The sequence below is a fragment of the Ancylomarina sp. YFZ004 genome (assembly GCF_054254355.1).
This window is the reverse complement of record NZ_JBTCHQ010000008.1, coordinates 131,004-153,892: the sequence shown is the minus strand read 5'-3', so window position 1 is coordinate 153,892 and position 22,889 is coordinate 131,004. Positions and strand designations below refer to the sequence as shown.

The window sequence follows — 22,889 nt, the reverse complement described above, 5'->3', positions numbered from 1 at the left end:
GTCGTTAGCTTAGCTGACCAAATAAAAATATTCCAATAAAAAAGTCATTCGATATTAAATCGAATGACTTTTTTTATGCCTGAATTTATTTTGAATAAGGAGACTACTCGACCTCCTTCGTATCATATTTCCTATAGTTGTAATAAGCCGTTACACTCAATACTATAAGTATTCCAACCGTGTAATACACCCAAGATGGAATAGGAACCGGATCACCTTTGGCGTAGGAGTGAAGACCTGCAAGGTAAAAGTTAACTCCAAAGTAGGTCATAAGAATGGAACTGTAGGCCCATACAGATGCAAGATTAAAGGTGAAGATTGATTTTAAACCCGGAATGTAGCGCATATGAAGAACAAAGCTATAGACTAATACACTAACTAAAGCCCAAGTTTCTTTTGGGTCCCAGCCCCAATAACGTCCCCAAGACTCATTGGCCCAGATACCGCCTAGAATTGTTCCAATAGTTAGACTATATAAACCAATAATCATTGTCATTTCGCTAATTCTGCTTAACTCAATTACCGTTGTATCAATTCTAATTTCATTCTTTTTGTTTTTCAAAACTATTAATAAGAGGCTTATCATACCAAGAATAGTAGCTAAAGCAAGGAAGCCATAGCTACCAGTAATAATGGCAACATGAATGGTTAACCAGTACGATTTCAAAACAGGAACCAAGTTGGTTATTTCAGGACTCATCCATGATAGGTGGGCAACAAATAAAGTTAGACCAGCCAATATTGATGTTGCAGCCAGAGCAAATTTCGATTTACGAGTAAATAGGAAACCGGCAAGAAGACAAGCCCAAGCCACATAAGTCATCGATTCAAATCCATTACTCCAGGGTGCACGGCCAGCAATATACCAACGAGCACCTAAACCAATTGTGTGCATTAAAAAGGCAACACTTAGAATGACAAATGCAATGCGGAATAACCACTTGATTGACATTTTTGGCGTAATGATTTTAGCCACTAATGCAATAATTAGAATGAAACCAATAAGAAGGTAGTAAGGGAATAGCTTTTTGAAGATGTTGATATTATTGTAAAGAATCTCCGTTTTAATCTTTGTTTCTGATGGCATCACTTCTTTACCATAGGCATTCTGATATTTTTTGATACCCTTGATATACATATCAGAAGAGTCATAATCATGGGCTTTAAGAGCCTGACTAAGCATTAATATCGACTTCTTAATGAACAATGAATCTTCACCTTGTACATGAATAGACTCCTTTGGATGATACCAAGCATGGTTTTTATCTTTAGGATCGGGGAATAGTTTTAGAAACTCACCCGTAAATACCATATAGCTAATATTTACTCTTTCGTCAACTGAGATAATTTCTTTGTCGTAAGCAGTACGATTAGAAGGCTTACGTGAATAAGCATCCTGAACCTTTTTCCCAAGCTTGTATTGCCCTCTTTCGTCAAGGAAATTAGAAAAGCTTGCATATTTACCACTTGCTCCAATCTCTCGAATTAAGTCTGGGTTGCTAACCTTAATAAGTGGTGTTTCTTCCCAGTTCTGAGGATCGATAATCATACTCAGGAATACTTGATCAGCATTAAGACCATCAATACTACTCTTTTTACTGATCTTACGAATAACCTCACTAGCTAATGTATTGATCGGTTCAAATCGACCTGTTTTGTCTTGAACAACCAGCTCTCCAAAACTTTTTGCTTGTTCCAAGGGCACTTCGATTCTTTTTCCATTTTGAGCGTAAGTTGTTACACTACCTCCCAAGGCTAGAATTAGAACAAGAATTGTTTTCAAACTTTTACTTTTCATCTGACTCAAAGTTTTAAAACGAGTTCCAGACGCGATTAATGACCAAACCATACCAACAATCATTAAGAAATAGCCAAAGTAGGTTACCATCATTCCCCACTGGTCATGATTAACTGACAGAATAGTTCCTCCTTCATCTGTGTCGTATGACGATTGATAAAATCGGAAGCCCTGATGTTTTAAAATGTTATTCATATAGATACGATAATCTTTTTTGATGGAGCTTAAGGTATCAATCAAGGTTACTTCACTTGCAAATGAAGAGGGGCTCATAGAACCAGGATAGCGTTCCAGCTGAAAATCGTTTAGCTTAATAAAGAAAGGTAAATTCAAATATTTTGAGCCATAAGATACCGTAATATCTAAGCCATTAACTTGAGTTGTTTCAGGCGTCCCGATATAGTCTTTAAATCCTTTTACGATCAATTCTTTTTCTTGCTCTCCACTTTTAACATCGAAAACTAAAACCGTTGGTGCTTTTTTATCCTGTGTATTTACATACTTGTATTTTGCAGAAGGATAGAAATTTTTAATGATCAAACGAATACCATTAATCTCATAAAGTTTTCTTGGACCAATAGCATGCCACATATTGCTTTCTAATTGAACGCCTTCGCCACCCATCATATTTAATTCCTTAATTGGGTAGGGGCTCTTCATTCTCAAACTATCTGTATAAGAGAAATTGGTTGCGAGTTCTGTTTCTTTTTTGCCAAATGAGAATAGATTTTCACCAAGAACTTTATTACTGTTGTAATCAAGACTGAAAGTTTGCATGCCTTGCATTTGATTCTCACTTGTTGCTGCAAAAGTAATCACAGGAATACCTCCAGCTTCTTCAATCAGGCTAGTTGATGCGTTTGGAATGTAATGCTTAAGACTGACTTTAATGTCCTTCTCATTAAGCGATAATTTTTCATTAAGACTAATATTGCTCAATGCACTCATATTGAGTTTTATTGACTCCTCTGTTATTTTACCATTCTCTTCAACTTTTATATCTACATAGCTATCGGTACTGGTAATTTGACTTGTCGCTTTTCCTTCTCTAATATGCATACTGCCTTCGTAGCCCACATATCGTGTAATACCTGAACCAATAAGAATAACGATGAATGAAACATGGAAAAGTCCCATAGCCCATTTTTCTTTTTTGTAGAGTTTGTATCTATTGATATTAGCTACAAGGTTTACCGTTATTAAAAACAGTAATATCTCAAACCAAGTTGCATTATAAACAACAGCTTTTGCGGCTTGAGTGCCAAAATCATTTTCAATAAATGTGGCTGCACCAATAGAAATCGCAAAAACGGCTATTAATGTGCCCATCATCTGCATGGAGAAGAGGAAGTTGAGTAGTTTTTTCATATAGTTGTAAGTGTAATAAGAACCTATTAGGCTTATTGAGGATGAAAATGTCTTTTTAAATTTACGACTTGAAGATAGGATTTTCCATGTAAATTAAACCATATGGAAACGATAATTCGAGTAAAAAAGATCTAGTTTAGAATATCTAGTTCCTAAGACTTTATGAGGGTTATTAAGAATGGAAATGAATTATTAAGCGCTGAATGTGAGTTATTCTTTTAGAAACGATTGATAATCAACGTGAGAAAAAGATAAAGAGATATTAATATTTAGATATAATAAGTTTAAATAGTCTTTTATTATTGAAAAACTTCTTTATACTCAGTAATATTGTAAATGTTAAAAAATATTACAAACTTGAGTCTCAGTTTGTTGAATTTCATTTTTTAATGAGAAATCAAAGTTTTGAAAATGAATGAGGTTTTTATTCAAGCTATAATTCTCAATTGAAACGATGATTTGATGATGAAATTATTTGAATTTTCAACCTTATACGACCTACCCAGTTGTATTATGTCGTGTTGAATCTTCAGTTGTTAAACTAAAAACTAAATCATAATCAAATGAAAAAATTACTGCTTTTACTTGTAGTCCTTATTGGAGCTCTATTGCCTAATACAATAATGGCACAGTTGAAATTTACTGGAGAAATGCGACCACGTACAGAGTATCGCAATGGTTTAAAAACTTTGTTTAATTCTGAAGATGATGCTGCATTATTCACTTCTCAGCGTACTCGCTTAAACTTAAACTATACAGACGCTAAATTTAAAGTTGGTTTGTCTCTTCAAGATGTGAGAACATGGGGAGACGTGAAGCAATTGAATATGTCTGATAAGAATCAGTTGATGTTGCACGAAGCTTGGGGAGAATTACTTTTTACTGAGAATTTCTCATTAAAAGTTGGTCGTCAGGAATTAGTTTATGATGATTCTAGAATTTTAGGTAATGTAGGTTGGGCTCAACAGGCGAGAAGTCATGACTTGGCATTATTGAAATTCAAAACGGATGATAAAGGTCAATTACATATCGGTTTGGCATACAATAATGATATGGAAGGTTTAAAAGATCAATTGTATACAACCTCATACAAGAGCATGCAATTTGCATGGTACAATCGTAAATACGATAATTTCAATTTCAGCTTATTGTTCTTGAATAATGGCTTGCAAAGACAAGATGGTGATGATTTAAAAACCTATTACAGTCAGACTTTGGGAGCACATATGAATCACAAAAAAGACAAGTTTGGCTTAACGGGTTCTGCTTATCTTCAAATGGGGAAAGATGCCGCTGATCGTGATTTAAGTGCTTACTTAGTTTCTTTAGGAGCTAACTACGCTTTGAGTTCAAACTTTAAAGGGAATATTGGTTTTGAGATTCAGTCAGGAACAGATTCTAATGAGCAAAATGCAAATTTTGATAACAAATCTTTTACACCTCTTTTTGGAACCAATCATAAATTTAATGGTCATATGGACTACTTCTATGTGGGTAACCACACAAGTAATGTTGGTTTAGTTGATGCTTTTATTGGAGGTTCTTATTCTAAGGATAAAATTTCTTTTGGAGCAACACTTCACCGTTTTGCTACACAGGCTGATTTATTTGCAGCAGGAGAGAAGCAAGATAATTACCTAGGAACAGAACTAGACTTGTCATTCGGATACAAGTATTCTAAGTCAGTAACATTTAAAATGGGATATTCACAAATGTTTGCTTCAGACTCAATGGAAGTTCTTAAAGGTGTTAATGACGCTGAAAAAGCAGCTTGTTGGGGATGGATGATGTTAGTGTTCAAACCTAATTTTCTAAAATAATACCTGATGTTTTTGATCTTTGGCATTTGTCAAGGATCAGAAATATTCAGTCACATTCAATCTAAGAGCCAATGGTAAAACTATTCAAATTATTAACCCCTCCACCAAAATGGAGATTTCCGGTGATGATTGTCTTGGGTGCTTTTGTCGGATTAGGAATTCACGTGCTTTATTTATCAAAGGCACTTTCTTACCTTTCTGATGATCCTAAAACTTGTGTCAACTGTCACGTAATGGCACCTCAGTATGCGACCTATCAACATAGTTCGCACCGCGAAGTTGCCACATGTAACGATTGCCATGTACCACACAATAATGTGTTCAACAAGTACTTTTTTAAGGCAAAAGACGGTTTAAGACATGCAACGATGTTTGCTTTAAGAATGGAACCGGAAGTCATCTTTATTTTGGAAGAAGGACGCGAAGTGGTTCATAATAACTGTATTCGCTGTCACAGTCAAACACTGACTGATCCCAAACTGGCAACACAAGTTCCACAACACACCCATAATACGCAGGGTAGAGTGTGCTGGGATTGTCACAGAGAAGTACCCCACGGAAGGGTTAATAGCCTTTCGAGTGTTCCAAACGCACGTGTACCTGTACCTTCAAGTCCAATTCCAGATTGGATGAAAGATTATTTAAAAGAAACTGATACCAAATAAAACTTAAATAAAATAAACTATGAAGCCTATTAACGAATCAGTAAATAGAAAACCCTTATTGGGGTGGCTTATTTTCTTAGCTTCTCTAATTGTTGTTGTCTTGTTGGGGATTTTAGCATCTTCCATTATGGAAAGAAGAGCTGAATCTGTTTTTGCTTATACACCACAGGTTACGTATGACCAGTGGGAGCCTCGCAACGAGGTTTGGGGTGAAAACTTTCCTCGCGAATTTGAAACTTATTACAATACTGCCGATACTAGCTTTAACAGCAAGTACAATGGTAATGCAGTGATCGATATGTTGGAAGTTGACCCTCGTTTGGTTGTGCTTTGGGCAGGTTATGGTTTCTCAAAAGACTATAATCAAGGTCGTGGTCACTATTATGCAATTGAGGATTTACAGAATTCTCTTCGTACTGGTGCACCAAAGAAAGCAACAGATGGTCCTATGCCAGCAACCTGTTGGACATGTAAAGGTCCTGATGTACCTCGATTGATGAACGAAATTGGAGTTGCCGAGTTCTATAAAGGTAAATGGGCTGGAAAAGGTCATGAAGTGGTTAACCCTATTGGTTGTGGTGACTGTCACGATTCTGAAACAATGAGTTTGAGAGTTACTCGTCCTGCTTTAATTGAAGCTTTCCAGCGTCAAGGAAAAAACATCGAAGATGCAACTCATCAGGAGATGCGTTCTTTAGTTTGTGCACAATGTCACGTTGAGTACTATTTCGATAAGAAAAGAGTAGAAGGTGCTAACTACCTAACTTTACCTTGGGATAAAGGAATGGACGTAGAGTCAATGGAAGAATATTACGATGAGATTGAGTTTAAAGATTGGACTCATAAGTTGAGTAAAGCGCCTATGTTGAAAGCTCAGCATCCTGGTTACGAAGTTTACCTAAAAGGTATTCACGCTGATCGTGGTGTTTCTTGTGCTGACTGTCATATGCCATACAAATCAGAAGGTGGACAGAAATTTACGGATCACCATATCCAGTCTCCTTTGAATAATATTGCTAACTCATGTCAAGTTTGTCACCGCGAGGAAACTGAGAAATTGATAAAGAATGTTTATACGCGTCAGGATCAAATTATCGAAAATCGCGATAAACTTGAAGAACTTCTTGTTCGTGCTCACGTTGAAGCTAAGAAGGCTTGGGATTTAGGAGCTGATGAAGCAACGATGAAGCCTGTACTAATGATGATTCGTCACGCACAATGGCGTTGGGATTATGCAGCTGCTTCTCATGGTGGATCTTTCCATGCACCAACTGAAATTAGCCGTGTCGTATCAACGGGTATCGTTCGTGCTCAAGAGGCAAGATTGCAGTTAGCTCGTATTTTTGCTAGTAAAGGTTTCAACGAAGAGGTTGCTTACCCAGATATCGCAACTAAAGCGAAAGCTCAGAAATTTATTGGTTTGGATGTTGATAAATTGAAGAAAGAAAAAGAAGAGTTTAAGAAAACTGTACTTCCTGAGTGGAGAAAGAAAGCTGACAAACGTGAAAGTGGTTATCAGGTTAAGAAATAATCTTAGATAGATATTTATTCAAAAAATGCTACCCATTTAGGGTGGCATTTTTTTTATGCTTTAGATTATTATTCGTACTTTCAAGTCTTTTATTATGTGAGAATAAAACATCACAATAATAATTGTTAAGAACCTTACTAAGCCTAATTACACACGCTATATGTCAATTAAGAAACCCATCTGGCAGCAACCCTGGGGATATGCTGAAAGCTTCATTATTTCATTTGGTATTTTAAGTGTTGGATTCATACTGGAATTTATATTACCCAAAACACAATCGACTCTTGTCTTTCCTTTAAACCTTATTTTAGGAGCGAGTTTTTTTACGCTATTAGTTCTTTCTCATTTCCTTTTCAGGAAGACAAAGATTCATGCATTCCTATCGAGTATTCCACTTACCATTGCTTTAGTTTCCAGTTTAAGTGTTCTGGTTATTCTGATGGGTATTTTACCTCAGATTCCAAGTCCTAAAACGGGAATCATTCAGCTCTTAGGTTTAAATCAGATGACCAATTCGTATCCTTTTTTACTGACTAGTCTTTCCTTATTGGTGGTTTTGGGTCTTGTGAGTTTGCGAAGAACCTTTCCTTTAAAATTGAAAAACTGGGGTTTTGTATGTAGTCATTGGGGTTTATGGATTGTGATTTTTGCAGGAGGTCTAGGATCTGGTGACTTACGTCGATTGAAAATGGATGTGTATGAAAATAAGATGGAATGGCGCTCTTACGACGAGCAAAACCGATTTTATGAAATGCCATTAGCTATTAAGCTTAAGGATTTTCTAATTGATGAGTTTAATCCTAAGTTGGCTGTTGTAGAAAATGAGTCCGGGGAATTGTATGAGGCTCAAAAGCCATCTATGATAATGATAGAAAAAGGTTTAGTTTGTGATATCCAAACCTGGAAGGTTGAGGTGGAAGAATTCTATGTCACATCAGGTAGGGCAGGTGATCGTTATTATAAATTAGTCGATTTTGGCGCTGCACCAGCTGCCAAGGTTCAAGTTGTATCACTACAGAATGATACTTTAAAAGGTTGGATATCTTGTGGTAGTTTCAACCGTCCTCATGAATCTTTAAAGCTCAATGATCAGTTTTCTTTGGTGATGACTGTACCAGAACCGAAGCGATTTTCTTCTGATGTTACATTTATTACACCTGATGGTAAAAAGCGAGATGAGGTCCTTGAGGTAAACAAGCCTGTGACTGTAAACGGATGGAAAATATACCAATTGAGTTATGATGATAAGATGGGACGCTATTCAGACAAATCGATTTTAGAAGTCGTCCAAGACCCTTGGCAACCCTACGTTTATCTTGGTATCTTCATGATGATGATTGGTGCCGTTTATATGTTCTGGAAAGGACGAGAAAGCATCAGTGAGTAGATCGGTTTCTATAAGTTATTAAATAATACCCCTCATTTACTCTTTCACATTTTCACACTTTTACTTTTTATTCCATGATTTGGTCCAATTTTATACTCGTCTTACTTAGCAGTAGTTTATTCTGGTTATTAGCTCTTATTCTTTATAAAAAGGAGTTATTGAAACGTTTATTCATTATTCTTGGCACAGTTTGCATTGGTGTTTTTATAGCCTTTCTGTGGGTGAAGCTAGAACGACCTCCTTTACGTACCCTGGGTGAGACACGCTTGTGGTATGCTTTCTTTTTGCCTGCTATTGGCATGATAACCTATTTGCGTTGGCGTTATAATTGGATGCTTTTTTATAGCTTGGGATTATCTCTATTATTCCTTCTGATTAATTACACGCATCCAGAAAATTTCTCTAAAACATTAATGCCAGCTCTTCAGAGCCCTTGGTTTGTACCGCACGTGGTTGTGTATATTTTTGCCTATGCATTCTTGGCTGCCTCCTCTTTGGTTGCTGTTCGTGGCTTGTATCAACATTACTACAAAACGCTCGATCGTAAAGTCATGCTTATGGCTGACAACTTGGTTTATCTGGGCTTTGCTTTTCTGAGTTTAGGTTTACTTTTTGGAGCACTTTGGGCCAAAGAAGCTTGGGGGCATTATTGGACTTGGGATCCTAAAGAAACTTGGGCGTTTATTACTTGGCTAGGTTACTTAGTCTATATCCATCGCCGCCACCACATGCCAAACGTATTTAAATCCTCACTTTGGATTCTCGCATTGGCTTTCGTGATTTTGTTGATCTGTTGGTTTGGTGTCAATTATCTGCCATCAGCTCAGTTCTCTGTTCATACTTATAGCCAAGCACCTTAATTAATGATTGTGTTGGTCTTTGATAATACTTTATCAATCATATTTAATCAGCGTCAAAACTTAATAAATACAAAAGCGACTACCCAAGGGCAGTCGCTTTTTATATGTCTAAAATTGTAAGCTTGGTTTAGCCTTCAATCTTATGTAGAATCATTTTCTTAGCCTTGCTGATTGCCGCATCGATACCCTGAGGATCTTTACCACCTGCAGATGCAAAGAATGCCTGGCCACCGCCACCACCTTTAATTTCCTTAGCAGCTTCACGAACAATTGCTCCAGCATTCAAATCGTATTCTTTAACTAAGTTGTCAGAGAATATGATAGTCAAGTTTGCTTTTCCACCAAGATCAGCACCAGCAATAAATACCAAGTTTTCAACTTCAGCTTTTAGAGAGAAAGCAATATCCTTAATATCACCAGCAGATTTCACATTCATCTTTTTACTGATGAAATTCACACCTTTGGTTTCAGATATTTCAGATTTTAAAGCATTCTTCACAACCTTAAGTTGATCTTTTTGGAAAGCTTCAAGACCCTTCTTCATTTCAGAATTCTCAGAAATAAGAGCTTCAATATTTTTAAGAAGATTTTGATTCGACTTAAAAGTACGTTCAATCTCTTTAAGCGTGTTTAGCTTATCGTTTATATACTTTTCAGCTTTATCAGCTGTAATCGCTTCGATACGACGAACACCCGCAGAAATAGCACCTTCTGAAGTAAATTTGAACAAACCAATCTGACCTGTTGCCTTAACGTGAGTTCCACCACAAAGTTCCACCGACTCATTTAGTTTTACAACACGAACTAAGTCTCCATATTTTTCACCAAATAAAGCCATGGCTCCCAAATCAACAGCTTCCTGCATAGGAATTCCATTTTTAATCTCGCAAGTTGCGTTTTCACGAATCTTCTGATTCACGATCCCTTCAACCTTAGCAATTTCTTCTTCACTCAACTTTTGGAAGTGAGCAAAGTCGAAACGTAAATGATCAGGATTAACCAAAGAACCTTTTTGCTCAACATGATCACCCAATACTTCACGAAGTGCAGCGTGCAATAGGTGAGTTGCTGTATGATTGTTTGCAATTAATTGACGTTCCACTTTGTTTACAACCGCTTTAAAAGTTAGAGTTGCATCGCTAGGCAATTCATCAACAATATGAATAATTAAACCGGTTTCTTTCTTTGTATCTGTGATAGAAATTTTCTCGCCATTGGCTTCGATATAGCCTGTATCACCAACTTGTCCACCACTCTCCCCATAGAAAGGTGTGATATTGAATACCAATTGGAACAAATCTTTCCCTTTGATATTCATCTTACGGTAACGTGTAATTTTTACGTCAGTCGATAAATAATCGTAACCAACAAATTCTTCGGTATCGTCTTTCAGAATCTCAATCCAATCGCCAGTTTCCATCGCTGTAGCCGAACGAGAACGATTTTTCTGAGCTTCCATAGCCTCATTAAATTCTCTTCGATTCACGACCAGGTCGTTCTCTTTAAGAATCAACTCAGTTAAGTCTAATGGGAAACCGTATGTATCGTAAAGTTCAAATGCCACTTTACCTTGAACAACTTTAAAGTCGTCTGCTTTTGTCTTTTCAATAATCTGATCAAGTAACTTGATACCGTTAGCAAGCGTTCTTAGGAAAGAATTCTCTTCCTCTTTCACCACTTTCTCTATCAAATCTTTTTGCTTAATCAATTCTGGGAAATGCTTACCCATTACCTCGATAAGAACTTCAACCAATCGGTACATGAAAGGATCTTTCAAATCAAGGAAGGTGTAGCCATAACGTACTGCTCGACGAAGAATTCGACGAATTACGTAACCCGCTTTATTATTCGATGGTAATTGACCATCAGTAATCGCAAATGAAATGGTTCTGATATGGTCAGCAATAACACGCAAAGCGATATCAACCTCTTCGTTTTCGCCATAAGTCTTACCACACATTTTAGCAATGGCTTGAATAATTGGCTGGAAAACGTCAGTATCGTAATTCGATTGTTTCTTTTGTATAGCCATACAAAGACGCTCGAATCCCATTCCTGTATCAACATGCTGATGAGGTAGTGCTTCTAAAGAACCATTAGCCTTACGGTTGAATTGCATGAACACTAAGTTCCATATTTCAACAACCTGTGGGTGATCCATATTAATAAGATCACGACCATCAACTAATTTTCTTTCGTCTTCGGTTCTAAGGTCGATATGAATTTCAGAACAAGGACCGCAAGGACCGACATCACCCATTTCCCAGAAGTTATCCTTCTTGTTTCCATTGATAATGTGGTTTACAGGTAGGTATTTCTCCCAGTAGCCTGCTGCCTCGTTATCACGCTCCATCTTATCATCTTCGCTACCTTCGAAAACACTGGCGTATAAACGATCCGTAGGAAGTTTTAAAACATCTACTAATAATTCCCAAGCCCAATCGATGGCTTCTTGCTTAAAGTAGTCGCCAAAAGACCAGTTTCCTAACATTTCGAACATGGTATGGTGATAGGTGTCATGACCTACTTCTTCCAAATCGTTATGCTTTCCTGATACTCGCAAACATTTTTGAGAGTTGGTAATTCTTTTATATTTGATTGGTGAGTTGCCCAAAAAAACATCCTTAAACTGGTTCATACCAGCATTGGTGAACATTAATGTCGGGTCATCTTTAATCACCATTGCTGCTGATGATTCAATTTTATGTTGTTTGGATTCAAAGAAATCCAAAAAAGTTTGTCTGATCTCGCTAGAATTCATCTTGTATTATGTTTTAAATCAGTGTGATTTTGATACTTAGCTTGCAAAGTTAGATTATTTCCTTAATTTTGCTCACATGCGTGAAGAAAAATGTATGTTTTTCTGAAAAAATAAATTGAATATTAACCTATGGCAAAAACCAAATATCAGTTTAATCCTGAGTCTATTAGTTACGAAGAAGTTGAAGTAAGCTTTAAGACTCGAGCATTAGGCTTTTTAAAACATATAGCTTCTAGTTTGGTACTTGCAGTTATTATGGTGGTTATTCTTTTCAATTCCTTTGGCTCACCAAAGGAACGTTCCTTAGAACGTGAGAACCAGGAATTACTCTCTCAATACGAAAGATTAAATAACGAATTCAATAAAGCTCGGGTTGTTTTAGGAGATCTGGAGCAGCGAGATGACAATATTTACCGTGTCATTTTCGAAGCAGAACCGATTCATAACAATATCAGAAAAGCAGGTTTTGGTGGTGTTAATCGTTACGAGAATTTAGAGAATTTAAAGAATGCGGATCTTGTTATCTCAACCGCGAAAAAGCTAGATCAACTTTCAAAGTCTATATATGTACAAACCAAATCGTATGACGCGGTTGAAGTGATGGTTAAGAACAAGTTTAAACTCTTAGCAGCAATCCCGGCTATTATGCCAATTGCGATCAAAGATTTTAATCGAATTTCTGCTGGTTATGGCTGGCGTGTTCATCCAATTTACAAAACACGTAAATTTCACGATGGTATGGACTTTACAGGTAAGACAGGAACACCACTTTATGCAACAGGAGATGCAGTTGTTAAGAAGGTAGGGAAGCAGAGGGGATATGGAAATACAGTTGTTTTAGATCATGGTTATGGTTATACAACTCTGTATGCTCACTTAGAAGGATATAATGTAAAGCGTGGACAAAAAGTGAAACGTGGTGAAGTAATTGCATTCTTGGGTAATACTGGGAAATCAACAGGACCACATTTGCATTACGAAATAAGAAAATCCGGTAAACATGTAAATCCAATTAATTATTATTTTAATGACCTCAATGCAGATGAATATGACCGTATGGTAGCATTTGCAGCTAACACTGGTCAAACAATGGATTAGTTTCACCATAAAGATACTGGCAAACATAAAAAAGTGGCTTGGAAAATTTAACTTCCTGCCACTTTTTTGTTAATTTGGTCTAAGCTTAATACTTTAAGCTCCTGTCATACTATTTGAAAAAGAGTCTACTGTGCCATATCGTGAAACGAAAATAGAAAAACTCTACTACTCCATTGGAGAAGTTGCCGAAATGTTTTCGGTAAATACTTCCCATATCCGATATTGGGAAAAAGAGTTTAATATTATAAAGCCGAAGAAGAACAAAAAAGGTAATCGTTTTTTTACTAAGGCCGATATCGATAATTTCCATTTAATTTATCACCTTGTAAAAGAACGAGGGATGACCCTTAGTGGTGCTAAGTTGAAGTTAAAGGAGAATAAAGAGGATACCCAGAATAATTTTGATGTGGTAACCAGACTTCAGGATATTAAGACCCTTCTTCTTGAGATGAAAGAAATGATCTAGAATTCCGAATCAGGAATTGAACCCTTAAATTTTTTAGAATTGAAAGTAAAAGATATAGTAGCTGCGATAGAAGAAATAGCACCCTTATCTTATCAGGAATCCTATGACAATGCAGGTTTAATTGTTGGGAGATATGATTGGGAATTGACTGGTGCATTAATCTGTCTCGACGTTGTTGAGGAAGTTGTTGAGGAAGCTATTGAAAAAGGACTAAATCTGATTATATCACATCACCCAATTGTTTTTAAAGGATTGAAACGATTTAATGGTAATAACTATGTGGAACGCACAGTGATGTTAGCTATTCAGAATAATATTGCAATTTACTCAGCTCATACCAACTTAGATTCTGTAAGAGGTGGTGTGAGTGATAAAATGTGTGATGTGTTGGGCTTAATAAATCGTAAAATTCTAGATCCGGTAAGCGAAGATTTGAAGAAATTGGTGACTTATGTGCCATCAGATAAAGCAGAAGAGCTTCGTAAATCATTGTTTGAAGCGGGAGCAGGGCAAATCGGGAATTATGAATCTTGTAGTTTTAATTCAATAGGAGAAGGAACTTTTAAAGCGAATGAATCTGCCACACCTTATGTAGGCAAACCAGGCGAGTTACACTATGAAACTGAAACTAGAATTGAAACAATTTTCCCTAAGCACATGCAAGGAAAAGTCGTTAATGCTCTTTTTCGCTCTCATCCTTACGAAGAAGTTGCCTATGATATTTATTCTTTAGACAATAAAAACCCTCAAGTTGGTTTGGGTATGATTGGTGAATTAGAGACGGCTATGGATAGCTTAGAGTTCATGAAAAAACTTAAAGATTTATTCCATTGTGGAGCTATACGACACACGCCTATTATAAAAGATAAGATTAGAAAAGTTGCACTTTGTGGTGGCAGTGGAAGTTTCTTACTAAGAAAAGCCATGGCATCAAAAGCTGACATATATATAAGTGGAGATTTTAAATATCATGAGTTTTTCGATGCCGAAGGAAAGATAATTATTGCTGATATCGGACATTATGAAAGTGAACAGTTTACTAGAGAGATTTTTTATGAGATAGTTACAAAAAAATTCCCTAACTTTGCAGTTCGTATCTCAGAGATAAATTCAAATCCAATAAATTATTTGTAAACATATGACAACACAAAATCCAAAAGCTGCAGATTTAAAGGATATTTCAGTTGAAGAAAAATTGCGTGCACTGTACGAAATGCAAAGTATTGATGCTGAGGTTGACAGAATTAAGACGCTAAGAGGAGAACTTCCTTTAGAAGTTCAGGATTTGGAAGATGAAATTGTGGGGCTTGACACCAGGATTAATAATCTTAACACTGAAGTGAGTGATCTTGGTGATACTATCACTAAGAAGAAACAAGAGATTAAAGAAGCTGATTTATTGATTAAAAAGTACGAGGCTCAACAGTCTAACGTTCGAAATAATCGTGAATTTGATTCTATCTCTAAAGAAATTGAATTTCAAAAGCTTGAAATTGAGTTATGTGAGAAGCGTATCAAAGAATTCACAGTAGAGGTTTCTAGTAAGAAAGTTCAGATTGAAAAATCAGATGCTGTTTTAGCTGATAAGAAAATTGATCTTGAAGCTAAGAAAAGTGAATTGGATGCTATTGTTTCTGAAACTCAACTTGAAGAAGATAAGTTGAATGCAAAATCAGCTGAATACAAAACCAAAATCGAAGAGCGTTTAATTAATGCTTACACTCGTGTTCGTGGTAACGCTCGTAACGGTCTTGCAGTTGTAACTGTAGAACGTGATGCTTGTGGCGGTTGTTTCAATAAGATTCCACCTCAGCGCCAGATGGATATTCGTACTCGTAAGAAAATTATCGTTTGTGAATATTGTGGTCGTATCTTGGTTGACCGTTACATCGTAGATTACGATAGTAGCCTTGAAAAAGCTGATATTGAAGAAGCTGAAGCTAAGCCAAAAAGAAGAACTCGCAAAACAAAAGCGTAACTCTTACTATAGATATAGAAAAGGCCGTCGAATTTCGACGGCCTTTTTTGTACGCTAGTTTATTGAATTTAAAACGATCTATTTTGTTGGCGTAATTAAACCTTCTCTACTAATGTTCAATTTAGCTTCAGGAATATCACTTAGAGTTAATTCTTTCAATTTCAGGGCAGCTTTATTTTGTTTGTCGATTCGTGTACCTAAACCTTTGATTTGTTTGCACGAAATAACTTGAGCTTTTTTAAATTCGCCTTTCTTGTTGGTGTATACTTTCAAAATAGGAGCTAAGCCATTAATGCCTGAAACTTTCATACGACTATACGTACAGAAATTTCCCAAGCTGTAGATGATAAAACGGTCTTTGTACAAATCAACAGCTCTTAAAACATGTGGTCCATGACCAAAGATGACATCAGCACCGGCATCAATCATCTTTCTTGCAAATTCATATACATTACCTCTATTTTCACCCAAAAATATTTCACGCTTTCTAGTCAGATGTTCGTATTTCGATCCTTCAGCTCCACCATGAAAAGAAACAACCGTAACATCACATTTATTGTTTAGAGATTTTACAATGCGTACAGCTTCTTCTGTATCATTAATATCGCAGGTGCCTCTAATAGGAGCAAAGGCACAAAACCCAAATTTGACACCATCACGCTCAATAACAATACTCGGATATTCTAATAGACCGACATGACTTAAGCCAGCCTTTTCAATCTGTTCTATGGTATTTAATCTGCCAGGCACACCTAAATCACCCGAATGGTTATTAGCCATGCTTAGAACATTGAATCCAGCATCAACAATATGCTTAAAGAGAAAGTCTGGGCTTCTAAAAGCATAGCAATTAGCTGTATCCTGACATCTTTTTGTGATAGGTAAAGAATCAGAAAAAGCACCTTCTAAATTTCCAAAACTGATGCTTGCATCACTTAGAAATGTGTAAAGGCCTTTCATTAGATTATCTCCATTTTGTGGAGGTAGATATTTGGGGTCAGGAAAATTGGTTCCAAGCATGATGTCTCCAACTCCAACAATACTGACTAGTTTTTCGTCAACTTGTTTCTGAATCGTACCTGAGATTACAATGATACTATTTTGTAAAGGAATTGTATCAATAACCTCTTGTGCTATAAGGGCTGATTGACTCACAAATAGTAATGAAATAATCTGAAGTAAAAGTAGTTTCATAGATAGTTCTTAGAAAATTTAGTTGTAAATAATGACGGTGTGAATCTACATTATTTCTATGAAATAGATTTAAAACTGTCGAATATTAGATAATATGTGTTCCTAATTAGGATATATGGACAAAAAACTTAGGTGTAACGACAGAGTTAAGTATTCAATTTTATCTATTATTGACTTAATCCATTACCAATATTGGGAATAGGATAATTGCCTCAAAGTTGTAATTTTGAAGTGACAATTATTCAAAATAGCCTAAATGTAAAAGGGAGATTCATATCTCCCTTCTATATAAACTTATAATATGCAAATTCAATCTTTAAATGAAATTGAAAAACTTAAAGAACAAGAGGTTTCTTTTTGTATCTATTTCTCATCACCAAATTGTGGCGTTTGTCAAGTATTAAAGCCCAAAATAATGAGTTTGATGAAGGGTAATTACCCTAAAATTCAAACTTATCAAGTAGATACAGCTGTCTATCCTGAAATTGCAGCCCAGATGGGGTTTTATACGAACCCTAGTTTCATCGTCTATTTAAATGGACAAGAATTCCTAAGAAGATCCCGATCGATCAGTTTACAAGAGTTAAATGAGAGTTTGGCTCGTCCTTATAAATTAATGTTCTGAACCAGTCGACTTAATAAGTGCCCACATTTAACATGACTAGAGGGCAAGCTTGTTCAGTAATAATACCGTTTGCACGTGCTTTTATCTCAAATTCCGGATTCTCTGTTCCAGGAGGAAATAATATGCGTTGTGGTTTTAAACTGATTAAATAATCGTAATAACTTTCCTGATTTTTTGCTGAGACATAAATTGCAACTGTATTAATATCAGTATAATGAGGGAATCCAGTTTCAATATTTACAGTGTAAACAGTACCCTCCTTATTACCAATGGCATAAGTCTTTATTTTATGCTCTTTTAAGAGCTTGATGCATTTGTTTGAATAGCGTTCAACATTAGTGCTTGCGCCAATAACCAGAGTTGTTTTCATTTTGGAAGCTTAATGGTTAATATTTTGTTACCATATGAATATACAAAATATTTAGCATAAGTCGAAAAATAGAAATGTGAATTATCTAAAAATCATCTTTAGCATTTCCAAATATCTTGAAATTGTATGTAATAGTGAAAATTGGTTTTCCGAAAACTGACATTTTATAACCTTGTACTTTTTCACCTTCTGTTCTAAAGAAAACATTAGAGGCATTTTGTCTGCCTAGTACATTATAAATAGCAAAAGTCCAGGAGCTATGGTTAAGCTTTTTAGCGACAAGATTCCCATTAATCGTTGCTGCAATATCCAAACGACAGTAATTAGGCATTCTCATAGAATTTCGATCGGAATAATAAACTCTGTCACTTCCTGCAAAATTATAGTAAGCTACAGGAGGAGTGAATGGCCGCCCTGTGCTGTATGAAAAATTAGTCGATATGTTCATTCTGCGACTAAGTTTGTAGTTTGCAATAAACTTAAATTCGTGAGGTTTATCGTAGTTTGCAGGGAAGTAGTCGCCCTTGTTAACACGCTCTTCTTCAAATTCACTGTCAATTTTATGAAGAATTTTTGAATAGGTATAGTTAATCCAACCTGTTAATTTACCTGTTTTTTTCTGTAGCATGAGTTCTACCCCATAGGCTTTCCCCTTACCATTTAAAACATCAGTTTCCAAATGTTCATTCATAACCAATTGTGCTCCACCTTTGTAATCTATAATATTTTTTAAATCTTTATAGTAGGTTTCAATCGAAGCTTCATATCGATTCTCCCTCATGTTTCTGTAAAGGCCAATGGAATATTGATCACAACGTTGGGGTTTTAGATATTTATCACTCAACTTCCAAATGTCCGTTGGTGTCATAGCTGCTGTGTTAGAGATCATCTGTATGTATTGATTCATTCTATTGTACCCGATTTTAAGAGAGCTGCTTGTGCCTAGTTTGATATTTGATGATATTCTTAATTCCGGTCCTGAATAGGTATCAATAAAGCCAGATTTCTTCTCTGTAATATTTTTAATGGATGAAACATTTCGGGCTTGCTCTTCTAAATAATCGAATTGACTTTTAGGTCCTAGGTTACCATAGAAAGAATAACGCAATCCTGCAGAAAGAGACATGAAGTGTGTTACTTCGAATTCATCACCAATATAAAGTGCCATTTCTAAAGCTTTTTCCCCCTCAAGGGTTTTAGCTGTAATAAGTGATTCTTTAGTTGATGAACGACGTTCACCAGGAGATAAATCGTAAAGGGTTGAGTGGAAGCCAAAACCAATTTTATGATTTAAACTTGAATGATATGTAAAATCTGATTTGAAGAGATATTGATTTAATTTATAATCAACTTTGTATGATTGACTAGGTTCATTTCGTGATTCAGAGGTGTAATTGTAGTCACTTACAACTGCAGAAACAGTAGAGAAGAGCTTTGGACTGAATATATGTTTCCATTTTAAAGTTGTAGCGAATGTGTTGTACTGGAAAGCATCTTCCTGATAATGATCAAATTTATCATGACTGTAATAACCCGATAAATACACGCTGTTTTTTTCATCGAATTCATAGTGTAAATTACCTTGTAGGTCATAGAAGTTGGCTTTACTTTTTTTCAGTTTTTTATCCTTTAGGAGTTTTAAAACCCAATCGGAATAAGTGGTTCGACCAGCAATAATAAATGAACCTTTACCTTTATTAATTGGTCCTTCAAAGGTCATGCGACCTGAAACGGGACTAATCCCTCCGTTTAGTTTATAGTTCTTTTTATTTCCATCTTTTAATTTTAGATCCATAACGGATGATACGCGACCACCATAATTAGATGGAATGCCACTTTTAAACAAAGTGATATCTTTAATTATATCAGAATTGAAGCCTGAGAAAAAACCGAAAAAGTGTGATGTGTTAACAATTGGAGCTTCGTTTAGAAGAATCAAATTTTGATCTGTATTTCCTCCTCTTACATTAAAGCCATTAGATGCTTCTCCTACACTTTGAACACCAGGGAGTAGTAGGGTGCTTTTTATGATATCAGTTTCCCCCATTCCTAGAGGTAACTGCTTAAGTGTTTTCATTGTGATTTTTTCCACACCCATACGTAAATTTCGAACTTCATCTCCCGATTTTGCTGTAATTACCACTTCTTTTAGTGAAGTAGGGTTGCTTTTCATCTCAACATTTAGTTTCCCATCCGAATAGATTACAATATTTCTATGAGTTGTTTTCATCCCTATAGATCGATATTCAATTTTGTAGGACCCTATAGGGAGTGAAAAGGTGTACAAGCCATATTGATTGGTCACACTTCCATCTTTTAAATCTTCGATGTAAACAACGGTACCTATTAGGGGCTCACCATTTTCAATATCTCTAATTTTACCACTTATTGTTACTTTGCGTTTACGTGGATTATTTGCTCTATTACCTATGGTGAAAACCTTATACTCCTTACTGATTGTGTTTTTTTCCTGAGACACAGTTTTGGGAGCTTCATATTTTATAGTGTCGTTCTTTTGTATTTTTATGTGCGATAAGAATCTGATATAATCTTCTGAGAAGTTTGTTTTAAGTTTATAATCCTTTGTGAAAACTACATTTTTGTTGTCTAGAATCTTAAAATTAAGTTGTGTTTTATTTCCAAGCCAATTGATCACTTCATTAAGATTTGTTTCTTTAAAGTTGATGTTGAAAGTCTTGTCATTAACCCATTCATTGGCATAATAGAAATGAAAATCGGATTGTTTCTCAAGTATGGATATTATTTCATCAAAAGAAATGGAATCTCTTTGTGAATTAATTGTTTGTCCTTTTAATAGAAAGAATTGAAAAAATAATATTAAGGCGATTATGATTTTACGCATGGAGTAGGTTTATAGCGTTTCAGTAAATTTTATAAGCTCAATTAATTGAGCAGTTGTAAATTCATTATAGGTCGAATTGAAATAACGAAGTTTCTTTTTTACTTGTTTCTTATAGTCGGGAAAAAGATTAATGAATTTTTTCCTACTATTAATATTGAAATAAGCATTATCGATTTTTAAGTATTTTATAATGTTATAGGTATAAGTTGTAATTCCTTCAGAGTTTCCTTTGTCTGAATTGTGCCTGAGCAAAAGCTGAAATTTTCCCTTATGTGGTATCTCATAAAAACCATTAGAGATTTGATTATGTTCTTGCTCATTTTTTTTAAGATGATGGAATAGATATTTGCCGTCATCAAATTCAATTGAAAAGGAATCAACTTTAACCTTCTGTATCTCTATATTAATATTTGATGATTTATTTAATAAAGTATTAACTACAAGAACATCTTTATGCATGTCATAAAGGATAATTTTATTGCCATAAACATAGCCGTTACTATAGATGGTTCCTTTACCATGACGACTATTTAAATATGGGTTATCTTGCTTATAGCTGTGATATATTTTATATTCTCTTCCTATAACATAATCAAATTCGTGATGTATTTCATTTTGATATAATAATAATGCTGAGTCGCAATTAAGAGTATAATCAGTTTGGGTGTTTTGTGAAAGACTTACGAGGTTTGATATAAACAGAATAAAAATGACGTGTAAAGTTCGATACATTATAATAGATTAATATTAAGGATTATGAGCGTGTGAACAAAAATAGAAAAATTGATAGTTTATTTGTTTTTTTTTGCAAAAAAAATAAATAATAATAATTGTTATTATTTATGATGTTGTGATTATTTTTAACAACTTTGGAAGCATTTATTGCCAAGATATGTTTTTAAAACTTAACTATATATATGTTTATGCGAAGGGATATTACTTTTTTATTGTTTCTTTTATGTTTTTTAAGTTCATGCATTGATTCCTACAATGTAGATGTGAAAAAATATGAAAATTTATTAGTTGTTGATGCCCTCATAACCAATGAGAATAAATCTCATCAAGTTAAATTAACTCGTTCCATTGCTAATTTGGATGAAACACCGATGGTTGAAACAAAAGCAACAGTTTTAATCTCATGTAATGATGGAAGTGTAGAAATCCTTAAAGAAATAGAACCTGGTATATATAGAACTGACAGTACGAAATTTGTTGTTGAAATAGGTAAAACCTATCAGCTTAAAATTCAAACTGAAGGAGGGAAAAGTTATAGTTCTGATGATTGTGAAATTTTGACATCAACAGATATTGATAGAACATATTTTAACAGGAAAGATGTTGTAAGTGTCAATAATGTAGAACTTGAAGGGGTTAGCTTTTTTGTTGATGGGAAAGCACCTAAGGATTCATATCTAAGGTGGATTTATGAGGAAGATTGGAAATTCTCAATCCCATATCCTACACTCATTGGTTTTGATGAAAATAAAACAGTCGTTTATTTACCAACTCAAAATTCATATTGTTGGAAAAAATCGATTTCACATGAGATAATTATTCAATCTTTAAAAAATCAAAATTCGTCTGATGTAAAAGGAAAAGAGGTTTGTTTTATTCCTTCGGACAATACTGATAGATTTAGTAGAAGGTATGCTATAAACGTAAAGCAATTGAATATTTCGAGAAAGGAATATGAATTTTGGAATAAATTGAAAGAATCTTCTGAAGAGGTTGGTGATATATTCGGAACTCAGCCTTTCACAATAAAAGGGAATGTGAAATCAGATGATGCTGAAAATGAACCTGTTTTGGGTTATTTCCAGACTGGAAGTGTAACATCACAAAGAATATTTTTTGATTATACGGATGTTGTTGAATTGAAACTGTCATTAAGGAATAGTAGACCTATTTGTGTTTTAGACACAATTTCTGTGGGTGATGATGGATTAAATTCAGAATACGAAATTTATGAGAAATATGTTTTGGATTATGGGCTTGGTCTTCATGATCAGACCGATATGGGGGGTGGATTAATACTTTCTGAGTCTACTTGTTGTGATTGTTCTTTAACAGGCTCTCCAAAGAAGCCATCATTTTGGGAGGATTAA

General features: G+C 35.1%; 17 protein-coding genes. 11 read left to right on the top strand and 6 right to left on the bottom strand.

All coding sequences use genetic code 11. The features are described from left to right. Positions 1 to 103: 103 nt before the first annotated feature. Entirely contained in the window at positions 104 to 3,166 is a 3,063-nt protein-coding gene (ccsA, locus tag ACXR6G_RS13600) for a cytochrome c biogenesis protein CcsA (protein WP_458361983.1), read from the bottom strand. Between the two features lie 563 nt (positions 3,167 to 3,729). On the opposite strand from ccsA (ACXR6G_RS13600), the gene ACXR6G_RS13595 reads away from it, so the two are divergent. From ACXR6G_RS13595 to ccsA (ACXR6G_RS13575), 5 genes are all read left to right on the top strand, one after another. Next, a complete protein-coding gene (locus ACXR6G_RS13595) occupies positions 3,730 to 4,986 on the top strand; it encodes an alginate export family protein (RefSeq protein WP_458361982.1) in 1,257 nt (418 codons plus the stop codon). 125 nt (positions 4,987 to 5,111) lie between these two features. Continuing rightward, a complete protein-coding gene (nrfH, locus tag ACXR6G_RS13590) occupies positions 5,112 to 5,651 on the top strand; it encodes a cytochrome c nitrite reductase small subunit (RefSeq protein WP_458362059.1) in 540 nt (179 codons plus the stop codon). A gap of 19 nt (positions 5,652 to 5,670) precedes the next feature. Then, positions 5,671 to 7,182 carry an ammonia-forming cytochrome c nitrite reductase gene (nrfA, locus tag ACXR6G_RS13585; RefSeq protein WP_458361981.1) on the top strand — a complete coding sequence of 504 codons (1,512 nt, stop codon included), beginning with the start codon at positions 5,671 to 5,673 and terminating at the stop codon, positions 7,180 to 7,182. A 160-nt stretch (positions 7,183 to 7,342) separates the two neighbouring features. After that, positions 7,343 to 8,569 carry a cytochrome c biogenesis protein ResB gene (locus ACXR6G_RS13580; RefSeq protein WP_458361980.1) on the top strand — a complete coding sequence of 409 codons (1,227 nt, stop codon included), beginning with the start codon at positions 7,343 to 7,345 and terminating at the stop codon, positions 8,567 to 8,569. 74 nt (positions 8,570 to 8,643) lie between these two features. Next, complete coding sequence (gene ccsA / locus ACXR6G_RS13575; protein ID WP_458361979.1) at positions 8,644 to 9,429, top strand: cytochrome c biogenesis protein CcsA; 786 nt, start codon at positions 8,644 to 8,646, stop codon at positions 9,427 to 9,429. Positions 9,430 to 9,556: 127 nt separating this feature from the next. Here ccsA (ACXR6G_RS13575) and alaS read toward each other — a convergent pair whose 3' ends face one another. After that, positions 9,557 to 12,190: an alanine--tRNA ligase gene (gene alaS / locus ACXR6G_RS13570; protein WP_458361978.1), complete on the bottom strand. Its 2,634-nt coding sequence runs from the start codon at positions 12,188 to 12,190 to the stop codon at positions 9,557 to 9,559. Between the two features lie 129 nt (positions 12,191 to 12,319). Between alaS and ACXR6G_RS13565 the strand changes: the two genes are divergently transcribed. From ACXR6G_RS13565 to ACXR6G_RS13550, 4 genes are all read left to right on the top strand, one after another. Beyond that, on the top strand, positions 12,320 to 13,288 hold the full coding sequence (locus ACXR6G_RS13565) for a M23 family metallopeptidase (RefSeq protein ID WP_458361977.1): 969 nt from the start codon (positions 12,320 to 12,322) through the stop codon (positions 13,286 to 13,288). Between the two features lie 130 nt (positions 13,289 to 13,418). Next, complete coding sequence (locus ACXR6G_RS13560; RefSeq protein ID WP_458361976.1) at positions 13,419 to 13,754, top strand: MerR family transcriptional regulator; 336 nt, start codon at positions 13,419 to 13,421, stop codon at positions 13,752 to 13,754. Between the two features lie 39 nt (positions 13,755 to 13,793). Further along, complete coding sequence (locus tag ACXR6G_RS13555) at positions 13,794 to 14,888, top strand: Nif3-like dinuclear metal center hexameric protein (protein ID WP_458361975.1); 1,095 nt, start codon at positions 13,794 to 13,796, stop codon at positions 14,886 to 14,888. 4 nt (positions 14,889 to 14,892) lie between these two features. Continuing rightward, a complete protein-coding gene (locus ACXR6G_RS13550; RefSeq protein ID WP_458361974.1) occupies positions 14,893 to 15,732 on the top strand; it encodes a zinc ribbon domain-containing protein in 840 nt (279 codons plus the stop codon). 78 nt (positions 15,733 to 15,810) lie between these two features. Here the strand turns inward: ACXR6G_RS13550 and ACXR6G_RS13545 are convergent, their stop codons facing one another. Continuing rightward, positions 15,811 to 16,926: a CapA family protein gene (locus ACXR6G_RS13545; protein WP_458361973.1), complete on the bottom strand. Its 1,116-nt coding sequence runs from the start codon at positions 16,924 to 16,926 to the stop codon at positions 15,811 to 15,813. A gap of 301 nt (positions 16,927 to 17,227) precedes the next feature. Between ACXR6G_RS13545 and ACXR6G_RS13540 the strand changes: the two genes are divergently transcribed. Next, positions 17,228 to 17,551 carry a thioredoxin family protein gene (locus tag ACXR6G_RS13540; RefSeq protein ID WP_458361972.1) on the top strand — a complete coding sequence of 108 codons (324 nt, stop codon included), beginning with the start codon at positions 17,228 to 17,230 and terminating at the stop codon, positions 17,549 to 17,551. Positions 17,552 to 17,561: 10 nt separating this feature from the next. Here ACXR6G_RS13540 and ACXR6G_RS13535 read toward each other — a convergent pair whose 3' ends face one another. From ACXR6G_RS13535 to ACXR6G_RS13525, 3 genes are all read right to left on the bottom strand, one after another. Continuing rightward, positions 17,562 to 17,921, bottom strand: a complete 360-nt coding sequence (locus ACXR6G_RS13535; protein ID WP_458361971.1) for a CoA-binding protein — start codon at positions 17,919 to 17,921, stop codon at positions 17,562 to 17,564. Between the two features lie 85 nt (positions 17,922 to 18,006). Next, positions 18,007 to 20,784 (bottom strand): carboxypeptidase-like regulatory domain-containing protein, encoded by a 2,778-nt coding sequence (locus ACXR6G_RS13530; protein WP_458361970.1) that lies wholly within the window; start codon positions 20,782 to 20,784, stop codon positions 18,007 to 18,009. A gap of 9 nt (positions 20,785 to 20,793) precedes the next feature. Beyond that, positions 20,794 to 21,516, bottom strand: coding sequence for a hypothetical protein (locus tag ACXR6G_RS13525; RefSeq protein WP_458361969.1), 723 nt, complete (start codon positions 21,514 to 21,516; stop codon positions 20,794 to 20,796). Positions 21,517 to 21,701: 185 nt separating this feature from the next. On the opposite strand from ACXR6G_RS13525, the gene ACXR6G_RS13520 reads away from it, so the two are divergent. Then, entirely contained in the window at positions 21,702 to 22,889 is a 1,188-nt protein-coding gene (locus tag ACXR6G_RS13520; protein WP_458361968.1) for a DUF4249 domain-containing protein, read from the top strand.